19 protein-coding genes are annotated in these 19,429 nt (G+C 64.4%); 11 read left to right on the forward strand and 8 right to left on the reverse strand.

Annotated elements, in window-relative coordinates; genetic code table 11:
• Positions 1 to 83: 83 nt before the first annotated feature.
• Both HYH08_RS21380 and HYH08_RS21385 read right to left on the reverse strand, forming a co-directional pair.
• Complete coding sequence (locus HYH08_RS21380; RefSeq protein WP_220011793.1) at positions 84 to 599, reverse strand: GNAT family N-acetyltransferase; 516 nt, start codon at positions 597 to 599, stop codon at positions 84 to 86.
• Between the two features lie 14 nt (positions 600 to 613).
• Positions 614 to 1,405, reverse strand: coding sequence for an ABC transporter substrate-binding protein (locus HYH08_RS21385; protein WP_220011794.1), 792 nt, complete (start codon positions 1,403 to 1,405; stop codon positions 614 to 616).
• Between the two features lie 234 nt (positions 1,406 to 1,639).
• Between HYH08_RS21385 and HYH08_RS21390 the strand changes: the two genes are divergently transcribed.
• Both HYH08_RS21390 and HYH08_RS21395 read left to right on the forward strand, forming a co-directional pair.
• A complete protein-coding gene (locus tag HYH08_RS21390; protein WP_220011795.1) occupies positions 1,640 to 2,833 on the forward strand; it encodes an efflux RND transporter periplasmic adaptor subunit in 1,194 nt (397 codons plus the stop codon).
• Between the two features lie 10 nt (positions 2,834 to 2,843).
• Positions 2,844 to 5,999 carry an efflux RND transporter permease subunit gene (locus HYH08_RS21395; protein WP_220011796.1) on the forward strand — a complete coding sequence of 1,052 codons (3,156 nt, stop codon included), beginning with the start codon at positions 2,844 to 2,846 and terminating at the stop codon, positions 5,997 to 5,999.
• Between the two features lie 132 nt (positions 6,000 to 6,131).
• Here the strand turns inward: HYH08_RS21395 and HYH08_RS21400 are convergent, their stop codons facing one another.
• Positions 6,132 to 7,304, reverse strand: a complete 1,173-nt coding sequence (locus HYH08_RS21400; RefSeq protein ID WP_220011797.1) for an MFS transporter — start codon at positions 7,302 to 7,304, stop codon at positions 6,132 to 6,134.
• 59 nt (positions 7,305 to 7,363) lie between these two features.
• Here HYH08_RS21400 and HYH08_RS21405 point away from each other — a divergent pair, with 59 nt between their 5' ends.
• On the forward strand, positions 7,364 to 8,215 hold the full coding sequence (locus tag HYH08_RS21405) for an AraC family transcriptional regulator (RefSeq protein WP_220011798.1): 852 nt from the start codon (positions 7,364 to 7,366) through the stop codon (positions 8,213 to 8,215).
• A 228-nt stretch (positions 8,216 to 8,443) separates the two neighbouring features.
• Positions 8,444 to 9,793 carry a malonyl-CoA decarboxylase gene (locus HYH08_RS21410; protein ID WP_220011799.1) on the forward strand — a complete coding sequence of 450 codons (1,350 nt, stop codon included), beginning with the start codon at positions 8,444 to 8,446 and terminating at the stop codon, positions 9,791 to 9,793.
• A 180-nt stretch (positions 9,794 to 9,973) separates the two neighbouring features.
• Here HYH08_RS21410 and tarD read toward each other — a convergent pair whose 3' ends face one another.
• The 5 genes from tarD to HYH08_RS21435 form a co-directional block, all read right to left on the reverse strand.
• Positions 9,974 to 11,143: a D(-)-tartrate dehydratase gene (tarD, locus tag HYH08_RS21415; RefSeq protein WP_220011800.1), complete on the reverse strand. Its 1,170-nt coding sequence runs from the start codon at positions 11,141 to 11,143 to the stop codon at positions 9,974 to 9,976.
• Between the two features lie 232 nt (positions 11,144 to 11,375).
• Positions 11,376 to 11,633: a DUF3297 family protein gene (locus HYH08_RS21420; RefSeq protein WP_027548492.1), complete on the reverse strand. Its 258-nt coding sequence runs from the start codon at positions 11,631 to 11,633 to the stop codon at positions 11,376 to 11,378.
• Positions 11,630 to 12,106, reverse strand: coding sequence for a glutathione peroxidase (locus HYH08_RS21425; RefSeq protein ID WP_220011801.1), 477 nt, complete (start codon positions 12,104 to 12,106; stop codon positions 11,630 to 11,632). Before HYH08_RS21425 ends, HYH08_RS21420 begins: the two co-directional genes overlap by 4 nt.
• 3 nt (positions 12,107 to 12,109) lie before the next feature.
• Positions 12,110 to 13,510, reverse strand: coding sequence for an amidase family protein (locus HYH08_RS21430; RefSeq protein ID WP_220011802.1), 1,401 nt, complete (start codon positions 13,508 to 13,510; stop codon positions 12,110 to 12,112).
• A gap of 113 nt (positions 13,511 to 13,623) precedes the next feature.
• Entirely contained in the window at positions 13,624 to 13,881 is a 258-nt protein-coding gene (locus tag HYH08_RS21435) for a DUF6894 family protein (RefSeq protein ID WP_063981427.1), read from the reverse strand.
• A gap of 261 nt (positions 13,882 to 14,142) precedes the next feature.
• On the opposite strand from HYH08_RS21435, the gene pqqA reads away from it, so the two are divergent.
• The 7 genes from pqqA (at position 14,143) to HYH08_RS21470 (ending at position 19,252) form a co-directional block, all read left to right on the forward strand.
• Positions 14,143 to 14,223: a pyrroloquinoline quinone precursor peptide PqqA gene (pqqA, locus tag HYH08_RS21440; protein WP_007595659.1), complete on the forward strand. Its 81-nt coding sequence runs from the start codon at positions 14,143 to 14,145 to the stop codon at positions 14,221 to 14,223.
• Positions 14,224 to 14,356: 133 nt separating this feature from the next.
• Positions 14,357 to 15,286 carry a pyrroloquinoline quinone biosynthesis protein PqqB gene (pqqB, locus tag HYH08_RS21445; protein ID WP_220011803.1) on the forward strand — a complete coding sequence of 310 codons (930 nt, stop codon included), beginning with the start codon at positions 14,357 to 14,359 and terminating at the stop codon, positions 15,284 to 15,286.
• Positions 15,287 to 15,303: 17 nt separating this feature from the next.
• Positions 15,304 to 16,059, forward strand: coding sequence for a pyrroloquinoline-quinone synthase PqqC (gene pqqC, locus HYH08_RS21450; RefSeq protein ID WP_220011939.1), 756 nt, complete (start codon positions 15,304 to 15,306; stop codon positions 16,057 to 16,059).
• Positions 16,060 to 16,071: 12 nt separating this feature from the next.
• A complete protein-coding gene (pqqD, locus tag HYH08_RS21455; protein ID WP_220011804.1) occupies positions 16,072 to 16,383 on the forward strand; it encodes a pyrroloquinoline quinone biosynthesis peptide chaperone PqqD in 312 nt (103 codons plus the stop codon).
• Positions 16,380 to 17,573: a pyrroloquinoline quinone biosynthesis protein PqqE gene (pqqE, locus tag HYH08_RS21460; RefSeq protein WP_220011805.1), complete on the forward strand. Its 1,194-nt coding sequence runs from the start codon at positions 16,380 to 16,382 to the stop codon at positions 17,571 to 17,573. The genes pqqD and pqqE overlap by 4 nt, the downstream gene beginning before the upstream one ends.
• Positions 17,563 to 18,549 carry a prolyl aminopeptidase gene (gene pip / locus HYH08_RS21465; protein WP_220011806.1) on the forward strand — a complete coding sequence of 329 codons (987 nt, stop codon included), beginning with the start codon at positions 17,563 to 17,565 and terminating at the stop codon, positions 18,547 to 18,549. Before pqqE ends, pip begins: the two co-directional genes overlap by 11 nt.
• A 25-nt stretch (positions 18,550 to 18,574) precedes the next feature.
• On the forward strand, positions 18,575 to 19,252 hold the full coding sequence (locus HYH08_RS21470; protein WP_220011807.1) for a DUF4286 family protein: 678 nt from the start codon (positions 18,575 to 18,577) through the stop codon (positions 19,250 to 19,252).
• Positions 19,253 to 19,429: the final 177 nt, after the last annotated feature.

Genomic DNA, 19,429 nt, shown 5'->3' on the forward strand with positions numbered 1-19,429 from the left:
CACGCTCAAATTGCAGGTCAGTCCCGCGAGCTCAGAATCGCTGAGCAATAGGCAAGTCCCGGAAGGAACAATTGGAGGGGCGGTCACAGCCGCTTGGTGAAGTGGTAGCGACGAATGCCACCACCCAGCGTCTTGTTGCTGGCGGCATCGGCGATTTCCTCACGCACGTTCTCGTATCCGGCGCTTCGATACAGCGCCAGCGCATCCTGCTGAAGCTCGGACGTGCTCAACTGCAGTTCCAGCCGATTGCGGCGACGACACTCCTCCTCCGCAAACGCCAACATTTTTCGCGCGATCCCCCGGCGTCGCGCGCCGGGAGCGACGTACATGCGCCGTAACTCCATCGTCCGATCGCCAACGGCTTCCAGCCCGAACATGCCGACAATGTCGCCGTCGACCGCGACCCAGAAACCGCCGTTCCGGCTGGCATAATAATCGGAGAGACGATCGATCTCCTCCGCGAGGGAGCGGGCAATGTATCCCTCAAACGCCTCCGCCAGATGTGCCGGCGCCAGCAGGCGATTGACCTGGATGAACAGGTCGCGCACGGCCGCTGCGTCGGCCGGCAAGAAAGCGCGGATCTGAAGTTCGCTTGCCATCGAGCCGCCGGCCGCTACTCCGTGCGGATCGGCGTGTCCTTCAGGCCGTTGTTGTCATAGGCCTTGCGCAAGGTGCCGTTCGTCACCGCCTCGTTCATGAACTTGCTGGCGAACGCCAGCGACCGGCCGTGGCCGAGCGGCACGGCAACGGCCGTCACCGTCTTCTTGAAGGTTTCGTCCAGCACCCTGGTCCCCGGAATCTTCTGCGCCATCTTGTTGAGTTGGTCGCGCGACAGCGCGAAGGCGTCGATCTCACCGCTCTTGAGGAGGCCGAATATCTCGTCATAGGTCTGATAACCCGTGACCTTCGCGTTCTTCAGATGCGCCTGCGCGCCGCGCATGGTCGTTGTGGCGTTGACGGCGGCGACTTTGATGCCCGCCTGGTCGAGCGTGGCAAAATTGGTGATGGTCGATCCGGCCTTGACGATGTAGGTGGCGTCCGCGACTTCGTAGATCGGGCCGAACAGCATCTTGGTCTCCCGCTCGGGATCCTTGGGCAGCCAAGCGACGTCCCACGTCCCCTTGTTCGCCGCATCGGTGATCTGCCCGGAATTCTGATGCACGACATATTCGACGCCCACGCCCAGTTGCGCCGCCATCTCCTTGCCGAGGTCGACGGGCACACCGGCATAGCCTGCCTCGGTCTTGGTCGACCAGAACGCGCCGCCGGCCGGGCTGATCGCGATCGCGACCCGCAGCTTGCCGGTCGGTGCGATCTCGTCCTTCAAACCATCGGCTAGTGCAGGCATGGCGAGGGCCGCTGCGAGGACGAGGCCGGCAAGGGCCGTGTGGAGGGACGTGGACATGTCATGTTCTCCTCGCTTTTCTTCTTCCGGGCCACATCGTCTCCGTCACGCGGCCTTTGACACAATTGTGGTTGATCAGGCACGCGATGAAAAGCGGTTTGTCGTGACAAACCTGTCAGAGGCCACGCCGCAGTTTGCAGTGCAAGGCGACAGACTACCATGGCTATGGTGTTCCACGGCCATGCGTTTGTTGATAGCCTGCCGCACCGACACACCGCAATCGGGGGCCACCGAATGATCTCAGCGAATCCCGCATCTCTCGCCCATCGCAATGGAGAGTGGAGCCGGATCGGAGGAGCGCTGACCGCCTTGGCGGCAATGGCCGTCCTCGCCGGCTGCGAAGACAAGAATGCCTATGTCGCCCCGCCGCCGCCGAAAGTGGATGTGGCAACGCCGGTGCAGCGCCCGGTCACCCGCTATGTCGAGGCCACCGGCAACACCGCGCCGATCAAGAATGTCGATCTCGTCGCGCGCGTGCAGGGCTTTCTGCAATCGCAGGATTATCAGGACGGCAGCTTCGTCAAGCAGGGCACCCAGCTGTTCACGATCGAGCCGGAGACCTACAAGCTCAAGCTCGAGCAGGCGCAGGCCGCCGAGGCTGGCGCGCAGGCCTCGCTGCGGCAGGCGGAGGCAGACTACAAGCGGCAGGCCGAGCTGGTGCAGCGCCAGGCGGTCTCGCAGGCCACGCTCGATACCTCGACATCGACGCGCGACAACGCGCAGGCCAATCTCCAGCAGGCCCAGGCCAACACCCGCCTCGCCGAGGTCAATTACGGCTACACCAAGGTGACCGCGCCGTTCGACGGCATCGTCAGCGCCCACATGGTCTCGGTCGGCGAGCTGGTCGGCGTCTCCTCCCCGACCCAGCTCGCGACCATCGTCGCGATGGACCCGATCTATGTGAACTTCACCGTCAACGAACAGGACGTGCTGCGCATCCGTGCCGAAGCCGCGCGCCGCGGGCTCACCACCGCCGACATGAAGCAATTCCCGATTCAAGTGGGCCTCCAGACCGAGACCGGCTATCCGCACGATGGCAAGCTCGACTACGTCTCGCCCACCATCAACCAGTCGACCGGCACGCTCGCGGTGCGCGGTCTCGTGCCGAACGACAAGCGGGTGCTGCTGCCCGGCTATTTCGTCCGCGTTCGCGTGCCCTTCACCCAGGAAAAGGACGCGCTCCTCGTTCCCGACACCGCACTCGGCAGCGACCAGGGCGGCCGCTATCTCCTCATTGTCAACGGCGACAATGTGGTCGAGCAGCGCAAGGTGCAGATCGGCCCCGGCGACAACGGCCTGCGCGTGATCGAGAGCGGCCTGAAGCCCGATGACCGCGTGGTGACCGCCGGCCTCCTGCGCGTGATCCCGGGCCAGAAGGTCGACCCACAGGTGACGAAGATCGAGCAGCCTCAGGCGTCGGCCAAGTAAGGAGCCGGCCATGATCTCAAAATTCTTCATCGAGCGGCCGGTCCTCTCGAACGTCATCGCGCTCCTGATGATCCTGATCGGCGGCGTCGCGCTGTTCAACCTTGCGATCGCGCAATATCCCGACGTTGTGCCGCCGACCGTGCAGGTCACCACGCGCTATCCCGGCGCCAGCGCCAAGACCGTGATCGACACGGTGGCCCTCCCGATCGAGCAGCAGGTCAACGGCGTCGAGGACATGCTCTACATGCAGTCCTACAGCGCCTCCGATGGCACCTATACGCTGACCGTCACCTTCAAGATCGGCACCGATCTCAACTTCGCGCAAGTGCTGGTGCAGAACCGCGTCTCCAGCGCGCTGTCGCAATTGCCGCAATCGGTGCAGAACCAGGGCGTCACCGTCCAGAAGAAGTCGACCTCGATCCTGCTGTTCGTGACGCTGACCTCGCCGGACAAGAAGTACGACAGCCTTTACCTGAGCAACTACGCCACCATCAACATCCGCGACGAGCTCTCGCGCCTGCCCGGCGTCGGCAACGTCACCGTGTTCGGCGCCGGCCAGTATTCGATGCGGATCTGGCTGGACCCGAACAAGCTGCAGGCCCGCGGTCTCGTGCCGCAGGACGTCATCAACGCGATCCAGCAACAAAGTCAGCAGGTCTCGGCCGGCCAGGTCGGCGCACCGCCGACGCCGCCGGGCCAGGCGTTTCAGTACACGCTCAACGTCAATGGACGGCTCGACGACACCAGCCAGTTCGAGAACATCATCGTCAAGACGGGCACGAGCGGCGATGTCACGCGCGTGCGCGACGTCGGCTGGGTCGAGCTCGGCGCGCAGACCTACAGCCAGATCTTCTCGCTGAACAAGCAGCCCGCGGTGGGCATCGGCGTATTCCAGTCGCCCGGCGCCAACGCGCTCGAGGTCGAGCAGGCCGTCGAGAAGAAGATGGTCGAGCTCGCCAAGCGTTTTCCCGAAGGCATCAAATACGACACGCCGTTCGACACCACCAAATTCGTCGAGGCCTCGGTGCACGAGGTCTACATGACGCTGATCGAGGCCGGCCTCCTGGTGCTGGTCGTGATCCTGGTGTTCCTGCAGGACTGGCGCGCGATGCTGGTACCGGCAACGACCGTGCCGGTCACCATCATCGGCGCCTTCGCCGCGATGGCGGCGCTCGGCTTCACCATCAACATGTCGACGCTGTTCGCAATTGTGCTCGCGATCGGCATCGTCGTCGACGACGCCATCGTCGTGGTGGAAGGCGCCGCGCACAATATCGAGCAGGGCATGAACGGCCACGACGCCGCGATCAGGGCGATGGACCAGCTGTTCGCGCCGATCGTCGGCATTACGCTGGTGCTCATCTCGGTCTTCCTGCCGGCCTCGTTCCTCGCGGGACTCACGGGCCGCATCTACTCGCAATTCGCGCTGGTGATCGCGGCCACCGCGCTGCTGTCCGCCATCAACGCCGCGACGCTGAAGCCGACGCAATGCGCGCTGTGGCTGCGGCCGGCGGTGCCGCCGGAGCAGCGCAACTTCTTCTATCGCGGCTTCAACAACGTCTATAACCGGGTCGAGCGCGGCTACACGCGACTGATCACCTTCCTGGTCAAGCACGCCACCATCTCGGTCGCATTCGCGCTGGTCGTTATCGGGATCAGCGGCTATGGCCTGTCGCGGGTGCCGACCGGCTTCCTTCCGATCGAGGATCAGGGCTATCTGATCGCGGCGATCCAGCTGCCCGACGGCGCCTCGCTGGAACGGACCCAGAAGGTGCTCGACCGCGCCAGCGAGATCATCAAGGACACGCCCGGCGTCCAGCAGGTCATCACCATCGCCGGCATCTCCGCGCTCGACAGCAGCGCCAGCCTCGCCAATGCCGGCGTCGCCTATATCATCCTGAAGGACTGGGAGGCGCGCAAGGGCCCGGGCGAGGATCTGCGCTCGCTGGTCTACGGGCTCAACGACAAGCTCGCCGTGATCATGGAGGCGCGCACGATCGTGCTGCCGCCGCCGCCCATTCAAGGCATCGGCAACGCCGCCGGCTTCTCGATGCAGGTCGAGCTGCGCGACGGCAACAGCGATTTCGCCAAGCTGCAGGCGATCACGGCAGCTCTCGTCTCCAACGGCCAGAGCCAGAGCGCGCTGCAGCGCGTGCAGTCCTCGTTCCGCTCCTCGGTGCCGCAATTCAACGTCGAGATCGACCGCATCAAGACGCAGACGCTGCACGTCACCACCGATCAGGTGTTCGCGGCACTGTCGACCTATCTCGGCTCGTCCTATGTCAACCAGTTCAACAAGTTCGGCCGCGTGTTCCAGGTCTATACGCAGGCCGATCCCGCCTTCCGCGTCACCGAGCGCGACATCGCCAACATGCAGGTGCGCAACTCGAACGGCGACATGATCCCGATCGGCACCGTCGCAACGATCACGCCGGCGACCGGACCGTCGCTGATCAGCCTCTACAATCTCTATCCCTCCTCGACCGTGATCGGCCTGCCGGCGCAGGGCTATTCGTCCGGCCAGTCCTTGAGCTTAATGGAGCAGATCGCGGACAAGACGCTGCCGCAGGGCACCGGCTATGAATGGACCGCGATGTCCTACCAGGAGAAGGCGGTCTCGAACCAGATCTACTGGGTGTTCGGCCTCGCCATGCTGCTGGTCTATCTCGTGCTCGCCGGCCAGTACGAGAGCTGGTACGCACCGATCTCGGTGATCCTCGCGGTGCCGCTGTCGCTGCTCGGGCCGACGCTGATCCTCAATGGCTTGAAGATCGACAACAACCTCTATTGCCAGATCGGCCTGATTCTCCTGATCGCGCTGTCGGCCAAGAACGCGATCCTGATCGTCGAGGTCGGGCTCGAGCTGCACGGCCGCGACGGCAAGCCGGTGCTGGAATCCGCAATCGAGGCGGCACGCGCCCGCTTCCGCCCGATCCTGATGACGTCGTTCGCCTTCATCCTCGGCGTCGTGCCCCTGGTGCTCGCGACCGGCGCCGGCGCCAGCGCGCGCAAGTCGATCGGCATCACGGTGTTCTCGGGCATGCTGGCCTCGACCTGCCTTGCGGTGCTGTTCGTGCCGGCCTTCTTCGTGGTGGTGCAACGCTTCGAGAACTGGCGGGCGAGCAAGAAGGCGCCGAAGGCAAAGCCTGCGGCGGAGGCAGGCTGAACCCTCTCCTCCCCATCATTGCGGGCGCAGCGACTTGTCCGCCGAAGCCTTGGCGTAGGCGGAAGCAATCCAGAATCCCTCCGCGGAGACAGCCTGGATTGCTTCGTCGCTACGCTCCTCGCAATGACGAGATCACGCCGCCGCCGGCATCCGGATCTCGCGAGGCAGGATGATGGCGGCGGCGATCGCGAGCAGGCACAAGCCGGCGAAGGCGTGCAGCATCGTCACGAAGCCGCCCTGCTCGTAGAGCCAGGCGACGAGGCCGACCGAGGCGCCGGCCGCGGTGAAGCCGATGAAATAGCGCACGGCGTAGGCGCGCGAGCGCCATTCCTCGCTGGTGTATTTGCCGACCATGGCGTCGTTGACCGTGACCTGTCCGAACGCGCCCATGACGATGCCGATCGAGACCAGGATCAGCGGCAGATTGTTCAGGCTCGCGGCAAGATATAGGAACGGCGCCAGCATGAAGGAGAGCGGCAGTGCCACCGTCTTGAGCGAATAGCGATCGAGCAGCCGGCCGATTGTGTACTGCGTCATGGCGCCGAACACATAGACGCAGGCCGCGATGACGCCGAGCAGCGCCGGGCTTTTGGTGAGATCGGCGAGCCGTTCCGCGAACAGTTTTGGCAGCGCAACGGTGACGGCGTTGAACGTGGTCGAGATCGCGATCACGACGATCAGCAGCGATAGCACCACGCGCCACATGTCCTTCTTCGCCACGCGCGCCTGCGCTGCCGCCTGCTTCGCGCCCTTGCGGTCCTCATGCACGATGCTGATCGCAAAGGCGATGCCGATCAGGATGGTGACCACGCCGGGGACGATGAAGGCAAAACGCCAACCGAGATATTGGCCGATGACACCCGTCACCAGCGCGGAGGAGGCGACGCCGAGATTGCCCCAGACGCCGTTGATGCCCATCTCGCGGCCGAGCCGGTCGGCATAGGACACGATCATGGCGGTGCCGACGGGATGATAGATCGAGGCGAAAATGCCGATCGCGAGCAGCGCGGCACCGAGCTGCGCCGGGGTCTGGACGAAGCCGACCGAGATCATGGACAGCCCAATGCCGACGAAGAAGATCACCATCATGTGGCGGCGGCTCCAGCGGTCGCCGAGCCAGCCGGTGACGAGCGAGCCGGCACCGAACGCCACGAACCCCGGCGTCGCGTAGGGCAAGAGTTCCGAATAGGCCATGCCGAGCGCCGGCCCCATGATGATCACGGCGGCGGCGAAGATCAGCATCGCATAATGGTCGATGAAATGGCCCGCGTTGACGAAACTGATGACCCGGTTGGGGCTGTTCATGCGAATCCTCTCCTGCTTCGAAATGAGTTATATGTCGGACTCATGACGGGATGCTGCCAATGACTATCTTGGAAACGCCAATCCTCCGGGAGGTCCGGAGCAACCATCTCTCGCCCGCGGGCGTGCATCTGGTTGCGCGCGACTATCCCAAGGGCATGCGGATCGATCCGCACATGCATCGCGAGGCGCAGCTGATCTATGCCGCCAAGGGCACCATGCAGGTAACGACGCCCGGCGGGCGCTGGCTGGTGCCGCCGGACCGCGCGGTGTGGGTGCCGGCCGGACTCGATCATTCGCTCGACCTGCTCGCCGACATCGAGATGCGCACGCTGTATTTCGACCTCGCCTGGCTGAAGCGCGAACAGCGCTATGCCGGACTGACCAGGGAATTCGTGGTGCGGGTGTCGCCGCTGCTCAACCAGGCGATCCTGGCGCTGTTCGACGTGCGCAACACCGAGGAGCGCACCGGGCTTTTGGTGCGCCTCGTGATGCTGGAATTGCACCAGGCCGAGGATTCCGCGACCTTCGTGCCGTTGCCGCACGAAGTGCGCTGCCGCCGCGCCGCGATGATGGTGCTCGACGATCCCACCGGCCTGCACGACATCGACAGCTTGGCGCGCGAGGTCGGCACTTCCGCGCGGACATTGTCGCGGCTGTTTTCGAGCGAGACGCAGCTGAGCTTCAAGAGCTGGTGCCAGCGCGCCAGGATTGCAGCGGCGATCCAGCTGATATCGACGGATGCGAATGTCTCGGTGAAGCAGCTCGCGACACAGCTCGGCTATGCCAGCGTGCCGGCGTTCTCGGCCGCGTTCCGGCAGGTGACGGGCCGGACGCCGACGGAGTTTGCCACACACTCGGTGTCATCGCCCGGCTTGACCGGGCTAGCCAGTACTCCGAGCCGGCGAGGCTAGACTCGAGAAGCCGCGGCGTACCGGATGCCCCGGTCAAGCCGAGGCATGACAGCGCGTCTTGGGATGAGCATTCCCGCCACAGCAACGCCCTCGCCCGAGTATGCCGGCCTTCCCGAAACGCACGGCCCAGCTAAACTTGCCGGAATCGCCTGCTTGATTGTGATCGGCTTCCGCCTAAATCCCGTGTAAGCTTCCGCGACGCACAAACCCGGACCTGAAAAAGCCCAGATGGCCAACGCCTTCTTCTCCGACCTGCTCGCCACCATCTCCGAGCGCGGCCGTACGCTGCTGCGCCGCGACTCCGCCGACACCAAACGGGACGCCGACGGGCTGATCGAGCTCTGCGGAGCGCTGCTGTCGGGGCGAGGCGAAGCCTCCGGAACAGCCATGGCGCGCGAGGTGCTCGATCTCTACCGGGACCTGGATGCGGCAGGACGCCGCGCCTTTTTCGAGGCTCTGGTGCGTGATTTCGGGCCGGACCGGGAACGCCTCTCCCGGGCGATCGAGAAATGGCGCGCCAAGCCCAGCGATGAAGACGCGAGCTCCTTGCACTTCGCCTCGGAACCGCGGCGGCAGGAGCTGATCCGCCGCCTCAACCGCGCGCCCGGCGGCACCGGCGATCTCGTCGCCATGCGTGCCGATCTGCTCGGCATGATGAACGGACACACCGATCTCGCCGCGCTCGATCGCGACGTCTCCCATCTGCTCTCGTCGTGGTTCAACAGGGGGTTTCTCGTGCTGCGCCGGATTGACTGGTCGACCCCGGCCAACATCCTCGAAAAGATCATCCGCTATGAAGCCGTGCATGAGATCTCCGACTGGGACGATCTGCGCCGCCGCATCGACCCCGTCGACCGCCGCTGCTACGCCTTCTTTCATCCCGCGATGGTCGACGAGCCCTTGATCTTCGTCGAGGTCGCTCTGACCGAAACGATCCCCGGCGCGATCGCCCCGCTGCTTGCGGTCGATCGCCAGCACCTGTCGATCGAGCGCGCGCGCACCGCCGTATTCTACTCGATCTCCAACACCCAGCGCGGCTTAGGGGGCATTTCGTTCGGCAGCTTCCTTATCAAGCAGGTGGTGGAAGAGCTGCGCCGCGAGCTGCCGAAGCTCGACACGTTTGTGACGCTGTCGCCAGTGCCGGGCTTCATGCAGTGGATCAGGCAGGACAAGGATTTGCCGCTGTCGGAGGAGGACCGCGAGGTGCTGAAGCGCCTCGACGATCCCAAATGGTACGAAAACCCCGAGACCACGACGCTGCTGCGCGGCGTGATCGAGCCGCTCGCGGCCCACTATTTCCTCAAGGCGCGCACGCCGAAAGGCAAGCTGATCGATTCCGTTGCCCGCTTCCATCTCGGCAACGGCGCACGCCTCGAGCGCATCAACTGGCTCGGCGATCTCTCGCCCAAGGGCATGCGCGAATCCGCCGGCGTGATGGTCAATTACCTCTACCGCCTCGACGACATCGAGAAGAACCACGAGGCCTATGCCAATGACGGCGAGGTCGTGGCGTCGAGCGCGGTGAAGAAGCTGCTGAAGGGCGAGGGACGACGGCTGTTGGATATGCGGCTGTCTTAGGGGGCATCTTAGCCACAGCCTCGGTGTCGTCGCCCGGCTTGACCGGGCGATCCAGTATTCCAGAGGCTGGCGTTGGAAAGCTCGCTCTCACAATTCACGCCGCGGCGTGCTGGATGCCCCGGTCAGGCCGGGGCATGACAGCGGAGTGTGGTGCGGGCCATCGTACCCAGCGCCGGTCCCCTACTCCGCCAGCGCCTTCATTTCCTTGTAGAGATCGGACTTGCCTTCGAAGCCGATGCCGGGAAGATCGGGCATGGTGATGTGGCCGTTCACGACGCTGATACCGTCGGGGAAGCCGCCATAGGGCTGGAATAAATCGGGATAGCTTTCGTTGCCCCCTAAGCCGAGGCCGGCGGCGATGTTCAGCGACATCTGGTGCCCGCCGTGGGGGATGCAGCGGCTTGGCGACCAGCCGTGGGTCTTCAGCACCTCCAGCGTGCGCTGGTATTCGCACAGGCCGTAGGACAGCGCGCAGTCGAATTGCAGCCAGTCGCGGTCGGGGCGCATGCCGCCGTAGCGGATCAAATTGCGGGCGTCCTGATGGCTGAAGAGATTCTCGCCTGTGGCCATCGCACCGGGATAGAATTCGGCAAGCGCCGCCTGCAGCGCGTAGTCGAGGGGATCGCCGGCCTCCTCGTACCAGAACAGCGGATAGTCGCGCAGCATTTTTGCGTAGGCGATTGCTGTTTCCAGATTGAAGCGGCCGTTGGCATCGACCGCGAGCTGCGCGTCCTTGCCGATCTCCTTCAGAACCGCCTCGATGCGGGTGCGATCTTCCTCGATTGGCGCGCCGCCGATCTTCATCTTCACGACATTATAGCCGCGATCGAGATAGCCGCGCATCTCACCGCGGAGCATCGAGAGATCCTTGCCGGGATAGTAATAGCCGCCGGCGGCGTAGACGAAGACGCGCGGATTGGCGGTGACGCCGTGGCGCTCGGCGAGCAGACGAAACAGCGGCTTGCCCGCGATCTTCGCCACCGCATCCCACACCGCCATGTCGATGGTGCCGACTGCAACCGAGCGCTCGCCATGGCCGCCCGGCTTCTCGTTGGTCATCATCGCGGCCCAGACCTTGTCGGGGTCGAGATTGTCGCCTGATACGTTCAGCAGCGACTTCGGATCGGCTTCAAGGATGCGCGAGGCAAAACGCTCACGGATCAGGCCGCCCTGCCCGTAACGGCCGTTGGAGTTGAATCCGTAGCCGACGACGCGCTTGCCGTCGCGGACGACGTCGGTGACGACGGCGACGAGGCTCGTCGTCATTTTGGTGAAATCGATATAGGCGTTGCGGATCGGGGACGAGATCGGCTTGGTGATCTCGCGGACGTCGACGATGCGGACGGACATGGGGTGGCCTTTGATGGTCGAAAGGAAGTTCGTCGGACTATCTCCCCGTCATCCTGAGGTGCGAGCCGTGGGACGCGTGGGCGTCCCACGGAGAGCCTCGAAGGATGAACGGCCGAGGTGCAGCCGGGCCGTCGCCCTTCGAGACTCGCCGAAGAGGCGAGCACCTCAGGGTGACGGATATGCATTTGAACGCGCTGCGCCTCCGATCGGCACTGCAATGGCGGCTTCGCCGTTACTTCTTGTCCCTGAAATACGGCTCCACCGGGCCATGCACCTTGATGGTCAGCGGGTTGCCGTAGCGGTCCTTGGCGTTGCCGGCGGTGACGCGGACCCAGCCTTCGCTGATGCAGTACTCCTCGACATTGGTCTTCTCGATGCCCTTGAAGCGGATGCCGACGTCGCGCGCCAAAATGTCCGCGTTGTAATAGGGGCTATTGGGATCGACCGACAGGCGGTCGGGAAATTCGTCGCTCATGATTGTCTCGCTCATAACAGGGACTCGATTTGATTCCGCAATCCTTCCGGCCGGGCCGTCGGCGCGTAGCGCGCGATCACCTTGCCGGCACGATCCACCAGGAATTTGGTGAAATTCCATTTGATGGAGGCGCCAAGAAGGCCGGATTGCTGGCGTTTCAGATACTCATACAGGGGATGCGCGTTGGCGCCGTTGACGTCGATCTTGGCGAACAGCGGAAAGGTGACGTCATAATTGGTGGAGCAGAACGCCTGGATCTCGGCGGCCTGCCCCGGCTCCTGGGCGCCGAACTGGTTGCAGGGAAAGCCGAGCACCGAGAAACCGCGCGGCGAGAGATCGCGGTAGAGATCCTCGAGGCCGCGATATTGCGGCGTGAAGCCGCATTTGCTCGCGGTGTTGACGATCAGCAGTACCTGGCCTTCGAAGCGGCGCATCGACACTTCCTCGCCGGCAAGCGAGTTGGCCTTGAAGTCGTAGATCGCGGACATCGGTCAGCCCACGGGATCGATCGGCGACGGCGGCACGCCGCCGGCCTCGATCGCTTCGCCGGCGAGCAGGCAGAGGTCTTCGCGATAGCGGCCGGAGACGATGTGCACGCCAACCGGCGTCTTGCCGACGAGGCCAGTCGAGACCACGAGACCCGGCAGGCCCATGAAGGGCGTTGCGATCTGCGGCATCTGCGCTTCCCAGACGCGCTCGAAGGAGGCAGCGTCCTTGACGTCGAGATGATCGGGGAACGGCAGCTCGCCGGAGACCGGCGTCAGCACCACCGCATATTTTTCGAAGAACAGCATCCAGTCGCGGGTCAGCGTGGCGCGGCGGGTCAGCGCCTTGGCATAATCAGCCTGATCCATCGGCGTGACCTTGGCGCGGTTACCGCGCAGGCACGCCAGCGCGCCGGGATCGCCCTCGCGTTCGGCCATCTCCAGCTGTGCCTCATAGGCATCGCCGAGCCAGAGTTTTCGCTGCCACTCCACGGCTTCGCGCATCGGCGGCGTGTTCTCGATGAGCTCGACGGTCCAGCCGGCGCGCTCGAGGCGCTGGCCGGCGTCGGTCACGGCGGCCTTCACCTCGGCCTTGGTCGCGAGCCCATCCGGATTGAGGCAGATCGCGGCGCGCTTCTCGCGCGCTGGACCTTCCAGCGGCGCCGGCACATACCAGGGATCGCGGATGTCGCGGGCCGACATCGCGGCGAGCGAAATCCTGAGGTCGTTGACGGTGCGGGCCAGCGGGCCCGAGACCGCCATGATCTGCGGTCCGATCGGCCGTTCCGGCAGCGCCGGGTTGAAGGCGGGGATGCGGCCGAGCGTCGGGCGCAGGCCATGGACGCCGCAGGCATAGGCGGGATAGCGGATCGAGCCGGCGATGTCGGTGCCGTGGGCGATATGGCCGATGCCGGCCGCCACCGCCGAGCCGGCGCCGCCGGAGGAGCCGCCGGGGGTCAGCGAGGCATCGCGGGGGTTCTTGGTGTCACCATGGACGAGGTTGGTGGTGAACCAGCGATAGGAGAAGGCCGGGCAATTGGTGCGCCCCAGGAGAACCGCACCGGATTTGCGGAAATTCGCGACGACGGGATTGTCCTCGCGCGCAATCAGATCGCGCTGCAGCTTGAGGCCGTTGGTGGTGGCAAAGCCCTCCTGGTCGACATTGGCCTTGATGGTGACGGGCACGCCGGCGAGCACGCCGGGGTCCTCGCCCCGAGCAATGGCGGCATCGACGGCGTCGGCCTGCTTGAGCACGTCCTCCGGCCGGTGGTCGATCACGGCGTTGAGCTGGGGATTGACGGCGTCGAGGCGGGCGAGGCCGGCCTTGGCGGCCTCCTTGGCGGACACCTTTTTGGTTTTGACGAGGGTAGCGAGGTCGGCGGCCGACAGGCGCCAGAGATCTTGCATGGCTTGCTCCGTATGACCGGCGTCTTTTAGCGCCGGGAACGCGGCAAAGCCATGCGGATTTCGCAGGGGCGAAGGGCCGCGGGCCTCACCCGCCGCGTCGCGGATCGATCCGGCTAATGCCTCGTCGCCGACTGGTCCGGGATATCCAGCAGGGCCTCGGTGAAGGGGAATTCGAGCACGATCTCGCCGTCATCGTCGGTGACCTCGATCACCGCCTCCATCAGGGCCGGCTGGGCGCCTTCCGACTTCACCACCTCCAGGATCATCTGGCGGGCGACTTCCCAGGCGCGGTCGGGGTTGCGCAGGTCCTCGCCGTCAGGATCCACGATCAATTCGTCGCCGATACGGGTGTTGAAGAAATATCTGGGCATGCCTGATCCAATGGGGTCGCCTGTCACCGATTGAAAGCCGTTCCATACTCACAACTGGTTTATCCCGACAGGGATCACGACCTATCGACGATTTGCCTATGTCATTCGCTCATCTTTACGGCCGCAATGCGCTTCTTTGCAGTGCAGCAATTCCACCGGCCTACTACGTAGGTCGGGAAAATTTCACTGGCGAACTTTTCCCCCCGCAGTAACTTAGCAGATGGGCGGATACGTCCGAATTCGCGAATATGGAGAGCCAAAATGGCCTGGAAAGCCCCGAAGATCGTCGAAGTGCCCTGCGGCATGGAAATCAACATGTATGTGAGCGCCACCCGCAAGTAAGCGGTTGGTGAGTTTGCGTTCTGCGCAGGTGGGTATTTGGGTCACGAACCATTTCCTGACGACGGAAACCGTGTCGGCCTGATATCCACCTGGCGACGTTCGCTTTAAGAAATTGGCCTCCAGGAGACGTAACATGCTTCGCGTCGTCGTCCTGGGCGCCGGGGCTGGCGGCGGAGTCCCGCAATGGAATTGCGGGTGTGAGGGCTGTCGGGCGGCGCGTCACCGCGGACAAGAGCTTCAGAGAACCCAGGCCTCGGTTGCCTTCAGCGGCGACGGCGAGCATTGGTTCCTGATCAACGCCTCCCCTGACCTGCGCCAGCAATTGAATGCCACGCCGCAGCTGCATCCCAAGGCAGGCGCGCTGCGCCATACGCCCGTCGCAGGCGTGATCCTGACCAACAGCGAAGTCGACGCGGTGGCGGGCTTGCTATCGATGCGCGAGGGCTCGTCCTTCACGGTCTATGCGCATGAGAAGGTGCTGGCGATCCTTGCGAGCAACAGCATCTTCAACGTGCTGAACGAGAAGAACGTCAAGCGCCAGCCGATCGGGATCGGCGAGCCGTTCGAGCCGCGATTGCCGGATGGCGCGCGATCGGGATTGGAAGTGCTGCCGTTCGCGGTGCCTGGCAAGTCGGCCTGGTATCTCGAAGGCAAGGTTCATCCGGGCGGTGAGAGCGGCGACGGCGATACGCTGGGGCTGAAGATCACCGACAAGGCCAGCGGCAAGTGTTTCTACTTCATCGCCGCCTGCGCCGAGGTCACCGACGCGCTCAAGGCCGAGATCAACGGCGCGACGCTGGTGTTCTTCGACGGCACGGTGTGGCGGGACGACGAGATGATCAAGGCCGGGCTCGGCCACAAGACCGGCAAGAGCATGGGCCATGTCGCGATGTCCGGTCACGATGGCGCGATTGCACGCCTTGCCGATCTCAAGATCGACAAGAAGATATTTCTGCATATCAATAACTCGAACCCGGCGCTGCTGCCCGATACGCCTGAACGCAAGACGCTCGAGGCGGCGGGCTGGCAGATTCCCGCCGACGGAACGGAGATCGTGCTGTGAGTGTCAACATGACTGGAATGACTGCGCTCTCGATCGGCAAGGACATCCGCCTCAACTCGGCCGAGGAACTGGAGGCGACGCTGCGCCATATCGGGGCGACGCGCTATCACAGCCTGCATCCGTTCCATAAGCTGCTGCACGGCGGCAAGCTGAACAAGGGCCAGGTGCAGGCCTGGGCGCTGAACCGCTACTATTACCAGAGCACGATCCCGATCAAGGACGCGGTGGTGATCTCGCGCTTCCGCGACCGCGCCACGCGCCTGGAATGGCGCCACCGCATCGAGGACCATGACGGCGACGTCGGCTCGGAAGGCGGCATCGAACGCTGGCTGAAGCTGACCGAAGGCCTCGGCCTCGACACGGCCTATGTGGAATCCACCGAGGGCATCCTGCCGGCGACGCGGTTCGCGGTCGAGGCTTACGTGCACTTCTGTCGTGAGAAGAGCCCGCTGGAGGCGATTGCCTCCTCACTCACCGAATTGTTCGCGCCGAGCATCCACGAAGAGCGCATCGCCGGCATGTTGCAGCACTATGATTTCGTCAACCCCGACATCATGAGCTACTTCAAGCGCCGCCTGACGCAGGCGCCGCGCGATGCCAATTTCGCGCTCGATTATGTCAGGACGCACGCGGGGACCCCGGAAGAGCGCGCGCAGGTGTGCAACGCGCTGATCTTCAAGACCAACGTGTTGTGGGTGCAACTCGACGCGCTCTATCATGCCTATGTCGAAGGCAACATTCCGCCGGGCGCGTTCGTGCCCAAAGCGAGCTGAGGAACGAGAGCGATGGCTGGGCCGCGGAACATCAGCGTCAGCGAGGCAAGCCGCCCCCTGCTGCCGCGGCATGCCAAGCTGAAATATGACGAGACGCGGAAAGTCTGGGTGATCCTCGCTCCCGAGCGCGTGCTCGCGCCCGACGAGATCGCGGTGGAAGTCCTGCAGCTCTGCGACGGCAAGCGCAGTGTCGGCGACGTGTCCGACCAGCTCGCGGCGAAATACGCCGCCCCCCGCGAGGCAATCCTGGCCGACGTCATCGTCATGCTGCAGGATCTCGCCGACAAGGGCTTTTTGACCGAGGCGAGGGAGAAGACGCCATGAGCGATGTGCTCCCGACCATTCCGCCCGACGCCAGCGACAGCCTTGCGGTGCTGGAGAAGAGCCGCTCGACCGCGGAGACGTTTGGCATTCCGCTCGCCGTGCTGCTCGAGATCACCCATCGCTGTCCGCTGCAATGCCCCTATTGCTCCAATCCGGTCGAGCTCGACCGGTCGGGCAAGGAGCTGACCACAGACGAGTGGAAGAAGGTGTTGAGCGAGCTCGCCGAGATCGGCGTGCTGCAGGTGCATTTTTCGGGCGGCGAGCCGACGGCGCGGAAGGACCTCGTTGAGCTCGTGAAGCATGCCAGCGACGTCGGGCTCTACACCAACCTCATCACCTCGGCCGTGCTGCTGACGCGCGAGCGGCTTGGCGAGCTTGCGGACGCCGGGCTCTGCCACGTGCAGATCTCTTTCCAGGGCATCGAGGAAGGCCTTGCCGATCGCGTCGCCGGCTACAAGGGCGGTCACCGCAAGAAGCTCGAAGTCGCGAAATGGACCCGCGAGCTGGACTTGCCGCTCACCGTGAACGCGGTGATGCACCGGCAGAATTTGCATCAGCTCCCCGATATCATCCAGATGTCCATCGATCTCGACGCAGACCGGCTCGAGGTCGCCAATGTCCAGTATTACGGCTGGGCCCTGAAGAACCGCGCCGCCTTGATGCCGACGGTCGCGCAGCTCGACGAATGCACAGCCATCGTCGAGGAGGCGCGCGAGCGGCTGAAGGGCCGGCTGACCATCGACTACGTCGTCCCCGACTATTACGCGCTGCGGCCGAAGAAATGCATGGGCGGCTGGGGCCGGCAGTTCTTCAACATCTCTCCCGCCGGCAAGGTGCTGCCCTGCCACGCCGCCGAGAGCATCACCGGACTCGACTTCCTGTCGGTGCGCTCGAACCATTCGATCGCCTGGATCTGGCAGAACTCGGATGCCTTCAACCGCTATCGCGGCACCGGCTGGATGAAGGAGCCGTGCAAATCTTGCGAATTCCGCGAGATCGATTTCGGCGGCTGCCGCTGCCAGGCCTTTGCGCTGACGGGCGATGCCGCCAACACCGATCCGGCCTGCGCACTGTCGCCGCTGCACGAAACCATCTTCAAGCAGGCGGAAGCCGAGGCCGAGGGCGAGACCAACCGCTTCCTCTACCGCAATTTCGCCGGCGGCACTCTGGAATCCGGGAATGATGCCTGACGCCGACGCAGGCACAGCCGCCAAACGTGCCGATCCTTTTGCCCCGCTGACCTCAGAGATGCTGGATGTCGGCGACGGCCACGAGCTCCATGTCGAGAGCGTCGGCCGCGCTGATGGCATCCCGGCCATCTATCTGCATGGCGGCCCCGGCTCCGGCTGCCAGCCCGATCACCGCCGGCTGTTCGACCCCGAGCGCATGCATGCGGTGCTGTTCGACCAGCGCGGCTGCGGCCGCAGCCGCCCCAAGGGCTCGCGCGAGCACAACACCACGGCGCATCTGATCGCGGACATGGAGAAGATCCGCGAAAAATTCGGCATCGCGCGCTGGATGCTGGTCGGCGGCTCCTGGGGCGCGACGCTGGCGCTGGCCTATGCACAGGCACATCCCGAGCGCGTCTCCGGCATTGCGCTGCGCGCCACGTTTCTGGGCACGCGAGGAGAAGTCGAGACCGCTTTCACGTCGCGCCTGTCGCAGTTCTATCCCGCGCTCTACGAGGATTTTTTGAGCGTGCTGCCGCCGGAGGAGCGCACACAGCCGGTAGCGGCCTATTATCGCCGCATCCTCGATGCCGATCCTGCCGTGCACGGACCCGCCTCGCGCGCATGGCACGACACCGAGCGCGCTCTGTCGGAGCACAAGCCCGCCAAGACGCGGCTGGACCTCGCCTCGCTGAACGTCTGGCGCACGCTGCCAGCGACGCCGTTCATGGAGGCGCATTATTTTGTCAACAATTCTTTCATGAGCGAAGACCAGCTGTTGCGAAACGCTGATCGCCTCAAAGGCATTCCCGGCATTATCGTGCAGGGCCGCTACGATCTGCTGTGCCCGCCCGAGACATCCGCGCGGCTCGCGAAAGTTTGGCCGGATTCCGAGATCAGGATCGTGGAAGAAGCCGGACATTCGCTCTATGATACCGGCGTGCGGGACGCGGTGATGAAGTCGATCGCCGACCTCGCCTCGAAGGCCGCGCGCTAATGCGCGGAGGAAGGACAACAAGAAAATGCCGCTCATCGGAAAGGGCATGCTGCTGACGTCGATGAACATCGACGAAGCGAACGAAGCCGATTTCAACCGCTGGTACGATCGCGAGCACCTCGAAGAGCGCGTCGCGATCGAGGGCTTCCTGGAAGCGCGGCGCTATGTCGCGCATGCCGCCAATCCCAAATATCTCTCGCTGTATTCGACGCAGACGCTGGATGTGCTCGACAGTCCCGCTTACCGCAAGGCGCTCGCCAACCAGACCGAATGGTCGAAGCGCAACATGGCGCATTTCAAGAACATGCTGCGCGTGGTCGCGCGCATCACCATCAGCAGGGGCACCGGCCGCGGCGCCGCGCTCGGCCTGGTGCGGCTGCGCCCCACCGCCGACAATGCCGGCGCGTGGCGTGATGCACTGCAAGAAAAGCTGGCGCCAGGGACTCGCGACGGCATCATCTCGATGCATCTGCTGGAAAGCGAGCCGGAATTGTCGGGCGCAACGGCGGGCATCCCCGCCGAACGTAACGAAGGCGCGCGCGACTGGTTCGTGCTCATCGACGGCACGCATGTCGGCGCGGTCTCGGCCGTCATTGCCGAACGCTTCACCGGCCCGGCGTCCGCGCCCTTCCCCCTGCCCGTCTCCGTCGGCACCTACTGCCTGATGTGGGACCTCGCGAAGAGCGACATCGGGCAAGGTTGAAGTACGTTGCTCTCGTGTCCCGGACGCGCTGCAACGCGTAAGCGTTGCTGCGCAGAGCCGGGACCCAGCAGGCCACGCGCTTGCTGATGCGTGGGCCCCGGCTCTGCAGCGCACCGCCGAAGAGGCGCTGCGCTGCGTCCGGGGCACGAGACCATCGACGTGCAGAGAGCACTATAT

The organism is Bradyrhizobium sp. BR 10289 (genome assembly GCF_019455385.1).
GTDB lineage: Bacteria > Pseudomonadota > Alphaproteobacteria > Rhizobiales > Xanthobacteraceae > Bradyrhizobium.

Bases quoted from the DNA above. Each gene is read 5' to 3' on its own strand.
- HYH08_RS21400 (WP_220011797.1), bottom strand. From the start codon at position 7,304: ATGAACAGCCCCAACCGGGTCATCAGTTTCGTCAACGCGGGCCATTTC.
- HYH08_RS21410 (WP_220011799.1), top strand. From the start codon at position 8,444: ATGGCCAACGCCTTCTTCTCCGACCTGCTCGCCACCATCTCCGAGCGC.
- HYH08_RS21380 (WP_220011793.1), bottom strand. From the start codon at position 599: ATGGCAAGCGAACTTCAGATCCGCGCTTTCTTGCCGGCCGACGCAGCG.
- HYH08_RS21435 (WP_063981427.1), bottom strand. From the start codon at position 13,881: ATGCCCAGATATTTCTTCAACACCCGTATCGGCGACGAATTGATCGTG.
- pqqC (WP_220011939.1), top strand. From the start codon at position 15,304: ATGACTGCGCTCTCGATCGGCAAGGACATCCGCCTCAACTCGGCCGAG.
- HYH08_RS21405 (WP_220011798.1), top strand. From the start codon at position 7,364: ATGACTATCTTGGAAACGCCAATCCTCCGGGAGGTCCGGAGCAACCAT.
- pqqA (WP_007595659.1), top strand. From the start codon at position 14,143: ATGGCCTGGAAAGCCCCGAAGATCGTCGAAGTGCCCTGCGGCATGGAA.
- tarD (WP_220011800.1), bottom strand. From the start codon at position 11,143: ATGTCCGTCCGCATCGTCGACGTCCGCGAGATCACCAAGCCGATCTCG.
- pqqE (WP_220011805.1), top strand. From the start codon at position 16,380: ATGAGCGATGTGCTCCCGACCATTCCGCCCGACGCCAGCGACAGCCTT.
- HYH08_RS21470 (WP_220011807.1), top strand. From the start codon at position 18,575: ATGCCGCTCATCGGAAAGGGCATGCTGCTGACGTCGATGAACATCGAC.
- HYH08_RS21395 (WP_220011796.1), top strand. From the start codon at position 2,844: ATGATCTCAAAATTCTTCATCGAGCGGCCGGTCCTCTCGAACGTCATC.
- HYH08_RS21430 (WP_220011802.1), bottom strand. From the start codon at position 13,510: ATGCAAGATCTCTGGCGCCTGTCGGCCGCCGACCTCGCTACCCTCGTC.
- pqqB (WP_220011803.1), top strand. From the start codon at position 14,357: ATGCTTCGCGTCGTCGTCCTGGGCGCCGGGGCTGGCGGCGGAGTCCCG.
- HYH08_RS21385 (WP_220011794.1), bottom strand. From the start codon at position 1,405: ATGTCCACGTCCCTCCACACGGCCCTTGCCGGCCTCGTCCTCGCAGCG.
- pqqD (WP_220011804.1), top strand. From the start codon at position 16,072: ATGGCTGGGCCGCGGAACATCAGCGTCAGCGAGGCAAGCCGCCCCCTG.
- pip (WP_220011806.1), top strand. From the start codon at position 17,563: ATGATGCCTGACGCCGACGCAGGCACAGCCGCCAAACGTGCCGATCCT.
- HYH08_RS21420 (WP_027548492.1), bottom strand. From the start codon at position 11,633: ATGAGCGAGACAATCATGAGCGACGAATTTCCCGACCGCCTGTCGGTC.
- HYH08_RS21425 (WP_220011801.1), bottom strand. From the start codon at position 12,106: ATGTCCGCGATCTACGACTTCAAGGCCAACTCGCTTGCCGGCGAGGAA.
- HYH08_RS21390 (WP_220011795.1), top strand. From the start codon at position 1,640: ATGATCTCAGCGAATCCCGCATCTCTCGCCCATCGCAATGGAGAGTGG.